This window comes from Streptomyces sp. SID14478 (assembly GCF_010548525.1).
In the GTDB taxonomy this organism is placed as follows: domain Bacteria; phylum Actinomycetota; class Actinomycetes; order Streptomycetales; family Streptomycetaceae; genus Streptomyces.
The window spans coordinates 1-9,393 of the sequence record NZ_JAAGMG010000106.1 but is presented as its reverse complement, the minus strand read 5'-3'; the positions used below and the strand labels follow the sequence as shown (position 1 = coordinate 9,393).

Here is a 9,393-nt window from a genome sequence, read left to right as displayed (position 1 = left end):
CCGCGCGGCAGGCGGACGCGGCCGCGGGAGCGTCCACCGCCTCGGCCTGACGGGCGGTGCCGTCCACCTGCGGGGCGGCCCCTGCGCACCCTCCCGCCGTCCCTCCTGGGGCGGCCCCTGCGCACCCTCCCGTCGGCGCCCGGAGGGTGGCCTCGCGGTGTCCGGCGAGTGGGGGGCACCTGGTACCTCCCCGCCACAGCTGGAGGCGGGGAGCGTGACGACCCGGCCCTAGGGAACCCGGGCCGTCCACTCCGGCGTACCGAACTTCGTCGCGACCAGTTCCTGCGCGCGGGCCATCTCGGCCTCGGTGACCGCCCCGTCGCTGAGGCCGTAGCGGCCGCGGAACGAGTCGATCATGCGCGTGATGACCTCCTCGCGCGGCAGCCCGGTCTGCCGGCGCAGGGGGTCGACGCGCTTCTTGGCGCTCTTCGTCCCCTTGTCGGACAGCTTCTCGCGGCCGATGCGCAGCACCTCGACCATCTTCTCGGCGTCGATGTCGTAGGACATGGTCACGTGGTGCAGCACCGCGCCCTGTCCCGCGGCGACCCGCTTCTGCGCGGCGCCCGCGACCTTGCCGACGTCCGTCGCGATGTCGTTCAACGGCTGGTACCAGGCCTTGATGCCCATGTCGGCGAGCGCGCCGAGCACCCAGTCGTCCAGGTACGCGTACGAGTCCTGGAAGGAGAGACCGGAGACCAGGGCCTCGGGGACCGCCAGGGAGTACGTGATCGTGGACTTCGGCTCCGCGAACATCGCGCCGCCGCCGGAGACCCGGCGCACCACCGTCACCCCGTGCCGGGCCACGCCCTCGGGGTCGACCTCGTTGCGCAGCGACTGGAAACTGCCGATGATCACGGCCGGGCGGTCCCACTCCCACACGCGCAGCGTCGGCGGGCGGTGCCCGAGGGCGACCTCCTGCGTCACCACCTCGTCGAGGGCCATGTGCAGCACCGGGGACTGCGGGGCGTCGTGGATGAGCTGCCAGTCGTAGTCGCGCCAGTCGGTGGCCCGGGCCAGCGCGCGCCGCACGGCGACCGCGACGCCCTCCGTGGTCAGGCCCAGCATGGCGGTGCCGGCGGGCAGCGCCGCGTCGATCCGGGCCGCGAGCGCCGCCGTGTCCGCGTCGGCCGGTGCGCCTTCCAGCGCGGCGTCCATCGCCGGGAGTGCCTCGTCGGGTTCCAGGAAGAAGTCGCCCGCGACGCGCACCCCGCGCAGCATCCCGTCCGCCACCTCGACGTCCACGACGACGAGCTTGCCGCCGGGGATCTTGTACTCGCCGTGCATCGTGCCGCCTTCCGACCGGACATCTCCTGATTGCGGTCAACGCTATCCGGAAGCCGGACATTCCGTCTTTCGGCGGACAGCGGGGGCGGCTTCCGGCCTCTCTTGACACTTCGTCAGATCTCCCGCATCGTGCACCGGCGTCCCCACGAAGGAGCGACGCAATGGACCTCGACGTGCTGTACGAGATCGACGTACCGAAGCCCTGGCAGGGAACGCACCCGCACGGTCAGCGCGCCGCCGAACAGCGCGCCTACCGGGAGGCCGTCGAACAGATCAGGTTCGCGGACCGGATGGGCTTCAGGACGGTCTGGGCGGTCGAGCACCACTTCCGGGAGGGGCGTTCGCACTGCCCCGCCCCCGAGGTGCTGCTCGGGCACCTGGCCGCGCTGACCGAGCGGATCCGGCTCGGGTTCGGGGTGACGCTCACGCCCTTCGGCTTCACCCCGCCGCAGCGGATCGCCGAGAAGGTCGCGACCGTCGACGTGCTCTCGGAGGGGCGCGTGGAGTGGGGGACCGGACGCTCCACTCCCATGGAGCAGACCGCGTTCGGCGTCGACAGGGAGCAGTCGCGGGCCGACTGGCGCGAGGCCATCGAGGTCGTCACCGGGATGTGGCGCGAGGAGTACTTCCAGTACGAGTCCGAACGCTTCCGCTTCCCGCGCCGCATGGTCACCCCCAAGCCCGTGCAGGATCCGCACCCGCCCTGCTGGATGGCGGCCACCTCGCCCGGCTCGGCGCAGGTCGCGGGCGCGGCCGGACTCGGCCTCCTGTCCTTCTCGATCATGCAGCCGCTGGAGGCGATGGGCCGCCAGGTCGCCGCGTACCGGGAGGCGGCACGCGCCCCGCGCCCGCTCACCGACGTGACCACGGACCGGGTCGCCGCGTACACCCTCGTCCACGCCGCCGAGCGTCCCTCGCCCCGCGTCTGGGACTCGGTCGCCTGGTGGTACCGCAACCTCGCCCGGTTCACCCTCGACTGGGAACTGCCGCACCTCACCCCCGACGAGCGCGAGCACACCTTCCCGCTGCTCACGCCGATCATCGAAGGGCGCGTGCCCGTCGCGGAGTTCGACGCCGGCGACATGATCCTCATCGGCGACGCCGAGACCATCGTCCGCAAGGCCAAGCGCTACGCCGACCTCGGCGTCGACCAGCTCATCTGCTACGTCCAGTGGGGCTACCTGGAACACCGGGAGATCCTGCGCACCATCGAGGTGCTCGGCAAGGAAGTCATCCCCGAGCTGGCGTCCTACACCCCCAAGAGGGCCGCCACATGAGCGAGCCGCTCGACACGACTCCCGTGCCCGACTACGCGGCCCTGCACCGCCTCGACGGCCGCGGCGTCGTCCTGCTCGGCGCGGGCAACGGCATCGGGCGGCAGAGCGCCCACGCACTCACCGCGGCCGGTGCGCGCGTGCTCTGCGTCGACCTCGACAAGGAACGGGCGGACGCCGTCGCCGCGCAGACGGGCGGCGTTCCGTACGTCGCCGACGTCACGCGGCGGGCCGACATGCACGACCTCTTCGCCTACGCACAACGGGAGTTGGGTGGCGTCGGCGGGGTCGTCGACATCGTCGGGATGGCCCGCTACGCGGCGCTCGACGCGCTCGACGACGACGCGTGGGAGTGGCACTTCTCGCTCGTGCTGCGGCACGCCTGGCTCGCCGTGCAGTACGGCGGCGCGGCCGTCGCCGAGGCGGGCGGCGGACCGCTCGTCTTCGTCGCGTCCGTGTCGGGCCTCACCGCCGCCCCGCTGCACGGCGCGTACGGCGCGGCCAAGGCGGGCCTGATGTCGCTGGTGCGCACGGCCGCCGTCGAGTACGGGCCACGCGGGGTCCGCGTGAACGCCGTCGCGCCCGGAGTGGTGTGGACCCCGCGCGTGGCGGGCCTGCTCGGCGAGGAGGGGCATGACCGCAACGCCGCGAACGCGCCGCTCGGCCGGGTCGCCCGGCCCGCCGACATCGCCGCCGCCCTGCTCTTCCTCGCCACGCCCCAGTCCGCGTACGTCACGGGGCAGACGCTCGTGGTGGACGGCGGCGCCGGGGTGAAGTTCCCCTATCCGACGATCGGCGGCCCGCGGTGAGGGAGTTCGTGCGCGGCGTCGTGTGGTGGGAGCCGGACGGCCGCCCCGTGCGCGCCGACCCGGCCGACCGCGACCGGCTGCCCGCGGACACCTGGGAGCGGGCGCGGACGCCGGCCGGGGTACGTCTGGAGTTCACGGCGCACGGGGTGAGCGCCGTCGAGATCGCGTACGTGGCCCGGGAGCCGTCCGAGGTCGACGGGTACCGCGGGGTGCCGCCCGCGTTCACCGTCCTCGGCGGCGTCGATGTGCCCGCGGCCGTCGGCGCTCACGTCGTCCGGTTGCCGCTGCCCCGCCGCGACGGCACGTACACGGTCCAACTCCCGGAGACCGTCAGGCCGTTGATCCAGGCCGTACGGCCGCTCGGCGGGGGCACGCTGGAACCGGCTCCGCGACGGCCGCGCTGGCTCGTGTACGGCGACTCGATCGTCGAGGGCTGGGCGGCGACGCGCCCGTACTTCGCCTGGCCCGCCATCGCCGGACGCGCGCTCGGCCTGGAAGACGTGAACCTCGGGTACGCGGGCGCCGCCCGCGGCGAACTCGCCTCGGCGCAGCAACTCGCCTCGGTGGAAGCCGACATGCTGACCGTCGCGTTCGGGACGAACTGCTGGTCCCGTACCCCGTACTCGGCGCCGCTGCTGTACGAGACGACCCGCTCCTTCCTGGCCGTCCTGCGCGCGGGCCACCCGCACGCCCCGCTGCTCGTGGTCTCGCCGGTGCTGCGGCCCGACGCCGAGGAGACACGGAACCAACTGGGCGCCACGCTCGGTGAGTTGAGGTCGGCCGTCGAGCGGGCGGCGCACGACGCCGTCGCCAGTGGCGACAGGCACCTCGCCCTGCTGCCCGGCGGCGGCCTGCTCGGGCCGGAACACCTGGTGGACGGGGTGCACCCGGGCGACCGCGGTCATCTGCTCCTCGCGCGGGCGGTGGCGGACCGCCTCACAGGCGTCGCACAGGCGCATGGAGACGCCGGAAACGGTATGCGGCAAGGGACTTGACTCCCACCTGTTCGAAGTCGAAGGATCCATTGCCGCGAACTCGTGGCTTTCTGGGGAATCATGTTCGCTTCGAGGGGACCCGCCCATGTCCGTCACCCCGCCCGTCCGTCGCAGATCCGTGCTCGCCGCAGGGGCGGCCGCCTCCGTCGCCGGGGCCCTCGCGGCACCCGCGGCGCGGGCCGCCGAGCGCACCGGAACCCTCGGGCGCCGCACCGTCCCCCTCGCCGACGGCTGGCGCTTCGCGCTCGTCGACCGCGGCGGCATCGCCGACCCGACCGGCGCCTACGCCGACGCCGAGCAGCCCGGATACGACGACGCGCACTGGCGGGAGGTCGCCGTCCCGCACGACTGGAGCATCGAGCAGACCCCCACCACCGCGCACAACACGACCAGCGGCACCGGCTTCCTGCCGGGCGGACTCGGCTGGTACCGCAAGAAGTTCACCGTGCCGCGCACCTACGCGGGCAAGCGGATCTCCGTCGAGTTCGACGGCGTCTACATGGACGCGAACGTCTACGTCAACGGCGAGCTCGTCGGCAACCACCCCTACGGCTACACCGGGTTCGCGTACGACATCACGGACCTCGTGCACACGGACGGCAGGACCGCCGACGTCCTCGCCGTCGAGGTCCGCAACCGGCTGCCCAGCAGCCGCTGGTACTCCGGCAGCGGCATCTACCGCCACGCCCGCCTGGTCGTCACCGAACCGGTGCACGTACAGCGCTGGGGCACGTTCGTGACCACACCGGACCTGGCCGGCACCCTCGACAAGGGGTACGCGACCGTCGACGTGCGCACCACGGTCGCCAACGCATCGGGGCAGGAGCGGGACGTCACCGTCGTCTCCACCGTCCGCGACCCCAAGGGCCGGCGCGTCGCGCGGGCCGAGTCCGTACTCGAGGCGGTCACGGCGGAAGCGGACACGGCGCACGACCAACTGACCGTCCTTGACCCCCAGTTGTGGTCCGTCGACACCCCCGGAAACCGCTACACGCTCGTCACCGACCTGCGCGTGGACGGCCGCACCGTCGACACGTACCGCACCCGCTTCGGCATCCGCCACGCCACCTTCGACCCAAAGACGGGACTCACGCTCAACGGCACCCACACCAAGATCAAGGGCGTCGACCTGCACCACGACCTCGGGGCGCTCGGCGCCGCGATCCAACCCGACGCCGTCCGCCGCCAGTTGACCCTCATGAAGAGCATGGGCGTCAACGCCCTGCGCACCTCGCACAACCCGCCCGCGCCCGAGGTGATCGAGGCCTGCGAGGACCTCGGGATCATCATGCTTGTCGAGGCCTTCGACTGCTGGCGCACCGGCAAGAACCGCTACGACTACGGGCGGTTCTTCGACGAGCACAGCGACGCCGACATCGCCGAGATGGTGCGCGCCGCCCGCAACTCGCCCGCCGTGCTCCTGTGGTCCATCGGCAACGAGATCCCCGACTCCACCCGCACCGAGGGCGTCGCCATGGCAAAACGCCTCGTCGACGGCATCAAGGCCCTCGACACGACCCGGCCCGTCGTCATCGGCTCCGACAAGTATCGTTCGCTGCCCGCCGCCGGCTCGCCCGCGGACCTGATCCTGGCCGAGCTGGACGGTCTCGGCCTCAACTACAACACGGCCGCCTCCGTCGACCAACTGCACGCCCGCTACCCGCACTTGTTCCTCTTCGAGTCCGAGTCGTCGTCCGAGACGTCGAGCCGGGGCACGTACCAGGAGCCCGAGCACCTCAACACCGGGGAGAACCACACCCCCGGCAGGCGCGCGACGTCCTCGTACGACAACAACCTCGCCTCATGGACGATGAGCGGCGAGTACGGCCTGAAGAAGGACCGCGACCGGCGCTTCTTCGCGGGCGAGTTCCTCTGGTCCGGCATCGACTACATCGGCGAGCCCACCCCCTACGACGTGTTCCCGGTGAAGGCGTCGTTCTTCGGCGCCGTCGACACCGCCGGATTCCCCAAGGACATGTACCACCTCTTCCGCAGCCAGTGGTCCGACGAGCCGATGGTGCACCTGCTGCCCATGGACTGGACGACGCACGAGGCCGGGCAGGAGGTGGAGGTGTGGGCGTACGCCAATGTCGCCGACGTCGAACTGTTCCTCAACGGCCGTTCCCTGGGCGTGCGTTCCTTCGACCAGAAGAAGACCGTCGACGGGCGGCCGTACCTGGAGACCACCGAAGCGACCGGCGACGACAAGACCGTCACCACCGGCGCCTACCCCGGCAGCTACACCAGCCCGAACGGCAGCGCGGGCAAGCTCCACCTGACGTGGAAAGTGCCCTTCGCCGCGGGGGAGTTGAAGGCGGTCGCGCGGCGCGGCGGCAAGATCGTGGCGACGGACGTACTGCACACCGCCGGCCCACCGCACGCCGTCCGGCTGACGGCCGACCGCAGGTCCGTCGCCGCCGACGGGCGTGCGCTGGCCTTCGTCACGGCCGAGGTGGTCGACGCCCGCGGCGTGGTCGTCCCCGACGCCGCCCACCTCATCGAATTCGCCGTCAGTGGTGGCCAGTTGGCGGGCCTCGACAACGGTCAGCAGGAGAGCGCCGAGCGCTACCAGGCCAGTACGCGCACCACCTTCCACGGACTCGCCCTCGCGATGGTCCGGGCCGGCACGAAGCCCGGGACCCTGACCGTGACCGCGCGGGCGGACGGACTGCGCGCGGGGAAGACCACGGTGCGCGTGAGCGGTCCGGCCGGTGCGCGGGTCACCCCCGTCGCCCCCTTCGCCCCCGACCCCGGCCCGGGAGCTCCGAAGTACCCGCTCGCGGACGCCAGTTACTCCGGGGCCACGACCACGCTCCCGGCCGCGATGCTCGACGGTGACGCGGCCACCCAGTGGTCCAACGCCTTCCAGAAGGCCGCCACCGCCCTGCTGCCCGCCTTCGCCGGGGCCAGGCCGCGCGACTGGGTCTCGGTCGCGTGGGCCGAGGAGCGCACCGTGGGACGGGTGGAACTCTCCTTCACGGTCGACGCCACGCACGCCCTGCCCAAGTCGCTCACCGTGTCTGTGTGGGACGGCAAGAGGTACGTCCCCGTTCCCGATGCCGACATCGAGTGGGCCGCGGCGACGGGCGAGCCGACCGTCGTCACCTTCGACGCGGTACGCGGCCGCCGCCTGCGGATCGACCTCGTCAGCGCCCAACCGGGCGCGGTCCAGGGCGCGTTCGGGATCAGTGCGCTGGACGTGGCGCCGGAGTGACCGCACCGCTTCCGGCCGACCTCGCGTGACCGCCCGACGCGGCGTTGCGTGAGGTCGGCCGGGGCGCCGCCGTTGAGGGTGAGGTCGGCCGGGGCGAGGGGCCGCACGCCGGCACGGTGTTGCTGTTGCTGTTGCTGTTGCTGTTGCTGTTGCTGTGGCTGTGGCGTCCGCCGTCTTGCGTCCGCCGTCACTGTCACCGGCTCGGCGGGAACGGTGTGCGGCCCGATCGCTAGTCCGGTGCGTCGGCCACGCCGAGCCGGGCCTGTTCGTCCTCGACGATCCGGCGGGCCAGCTCCGTGTCGGACACGTCGACCGCGTCCGGAGTCGCCTCGGCCGTGGCGCTGCGCCGGGCGTACGCGTCGAACAGGCGGGTCTTGTCCGTCAGCATCCGCACCATCCGTTCGTCCACGCCGCCGGGGGCGAGGAGCCGGTGCACCCGGACCGGGCGCAGCTGTCCGATCCGGTGTGCGCGGGCCACGGCCTGGTGCTCCAGCGTCGGTTTGATCTGCGGCTCGCACAGGATCACCACGGAAGCCGCCTGGATGTTGAGGCCGAGGCCGCCCGCCTGGATCTGCGCCACCAGGACGGCAGGCCCGGACACGTCGGAGAAGGCGTCGACGAGAGCCTGGCGCCGCGCCGCCGGGACGGCGCCGGTAAGCGGGCCGAACACCGGGCAACCGGTGTCGGGTGCGCCGTCGAGGGTGTCGTGCACGACGTCGATGACGTCCCGGAAGTACGAGAACACGACCACCTTCAGCCCGTTCTCCCCGGCCTCGCGCACGAGGTCGCGCAGCCGCCGCAGCTTGGCGGAGCGCTCCGGGTGCGCGTACGCGGCTCTGCGCATCGCCATGAAGTTCCCCGCCTGCACGGCTTCGCGGTACGCCGCCTCGTCGGACGCGCTCGGCTCCTCCCACTCGTCGGTGTGCTGCAGGCCGGGCAGTTCGGTCAGGACGTCCTCCTGGTTGCGGCGCAGATAGACCGGCGCGACCGCCTGGCGGAAAGCCACGGACCCGGCGAGGCCCACCGTCTCGTCGAGCCGGTCGGCCAGCGCGGGATCGAGCATGCGGACCAGGCTGCGGAACTCGGCGACCCGGTTCTCCATGGGCGTGCCCGTCATGAACAGCACGCGAGCGCAGCGCTCGGCCCACACCGCGACCGCCTGCGCGCGCAGCGTCCGGGGGTTCTTGACGGAATGCGCCTCGTCGACGACCAGCATCCCCAGCTCGCCGCCGCCGGGCGCGGGAAAGCCGCGCAGCGCGTCGAACGTCGTGACCGCGACCCCGCCGCGCCCCTTCCAGTCGGCGAACGCGTCGAGCCGGTCGGGCCCGTGCAGCGGGACGGCGCGCAGCGTGCTGCGGGCCTCGATCTCCCGGGTCCAGTTGACGAGGACGCTCGCGGGGCAGACGACCAGGAAGTGGTCCTCGCCCTCGGCCGCCAGATGCGTCAGCACGGCGAGGGCCTCGACGGTCTTGCCGAGCCCCATCTCGTCACCGAGGAGCACCCGGCCGCGGGCGAGGGCGAAGCGGGCGCCGAACGCCTGGTAGCCGCGCAGGGACACCCTCAGCCGGGCGTCGTCGAGGTGCTGGCCACGTACCTGCTCGGCGATCGCGGCAGGCAGGAAGCCCTCGACGGCCGCCGTGTCGGGCGCCCGCCCCGAGATCTCGCCGAGCAGCCCGTAGTACTCGGCGGACCGCAGCGCGAAGTCGACCCAGGCGGCCACGTCGGTCGGCGGCCCGCGCAGCAGGTCCACGGACGCCTGGGCGAACTGCCCCTCGGCCCCGGCGCGCACCGCGTCGGCGACGGTCGCCCGCACGTCG

Annotated in this window: 6 protein-coding genes; 4 read left to right on the top strand and 2 right to left on the bottom strand. The window is 72.7% G+C overall.

Going from position 1 to position 9,393, the window contains the following annotated elements; all coding sequences use genetic code 11:
- Positions 1-228: 228 nt before the first annotated feature.
- Entirely contained in the window at positions 229-1,284 is a 1,056-nt protein-coding gene (locus G3I40_RS04395) for a biotin/lipoate A/B protein ligase family protein (RefSeq protein WP_164300829.1), read from the bottom strand.
- A gap of 161 nt (positions 1,285-1,445) precedes the next feature.
- Here G3I40_RS04395 and G3I40_RS04390 point away from each other — a divergent pair, with 161 nt between their 5' ends.
- The 4 genes from G3I40_RS04390 to G3I40_RS04375 all read left to right on the top strand — a co-directional run bounded on the left by G3I40_RS04390 (position 1,446) and on the right by G3I40_RS04375 (position 7,576).
- Positions 1,446-2,561 carry an LLM class flavin-dependent oxidoreductase gene (locus tag G3I40_RS04390; protein WP_164300828.1) on the top strand — a complete coding sequence of 372 codons (1,116 nt, stop codon included), beginning with the start codon at positions 1,446-1,448 and terminating at the stop codon, positions 2,559-2,561.
- A complete protein-coding gene (locus G3I40_RS04385) occupies positions 2,558-3,367 on the top strand; it encodes an SDR family oxidoreductase (protein WP_164300827.1) in 810 nt (269 codons plus the stop codon). The genes G3I40_RS04390 and G3I40_RS04385 overlap by 4 nt, the downstream gene beginning before the upstream one ends.
- Positions 3,368-3,375: 8 nt before the next feature.
- Positions 3,376-4,362, top strand: a complete 987-nt coding sequence (locus G3I40_RS04380; protein ID WP_343244823.1) for an SGNH/GDSL hydrolase family protein — start codon at positions 3,376-3,378, stop codon at positions 4,360-4,362.
- Between the two features lie 85 nt (positions 4,363-4,447).
- Complete coding sequence (locus G3I40_RS04375; RefSeq protein WP_164300825.1) at positions 4,448-7,576, top strand: glycoside hydrolase family 2 TIM barrel-domain containing protein; 3,129 nt, start codon at positions 4,448-4,450, stop codon at positions 7,574-7,576.
- 229 nt (positions 7,577-7,805) lie between these two features.
- Here G3I40_RS04375 and G3I40_RS04370 read toward each other — a convergent pair.
- On the bottom strand, positions 7,806-9,393 hold a 1,588-nt coding region (locus tag G3I40_RS04370; RefSeq protein WP_164300824.1), incomplete at its 5' end, for a DEAD/DEAH box helicase.

What these genes read in the sequence shown, in the direction of transcription:
- G3I40_RS04395 (WP_164300829.1), bottom strand. Translation starts at nt 1,284, where the DNA reads ATGCACGGCGAGTACAAGATCCCCGGCGGCAAGCTCGTCGTCGTGGAC.
- G3I40_RS04390 (WP_164300828.1), top strand. Translation starts at nt 1,446, where the DNA reads ATGGACCTCGACGTGCTGTACGAGATCGACGTACCGAAGCCCTGGCAG.
- G3I40_RS04385 (WP_164300827.1), top strand. Translation starts at nt 2,558, where the DNA reads ATGAGCGAGCCGCTCGACACGACTCCCGTGCCCGACTACGCGGCCCTG.
- G3I40_RS04375 (WP_164300825.1), top strand. Translation starts at nt 4,448, where the DNA reads ATGTCCGTCACCCCGCCCGTCCGTCGCAGATCCGTGCTCGCCGCAGGG.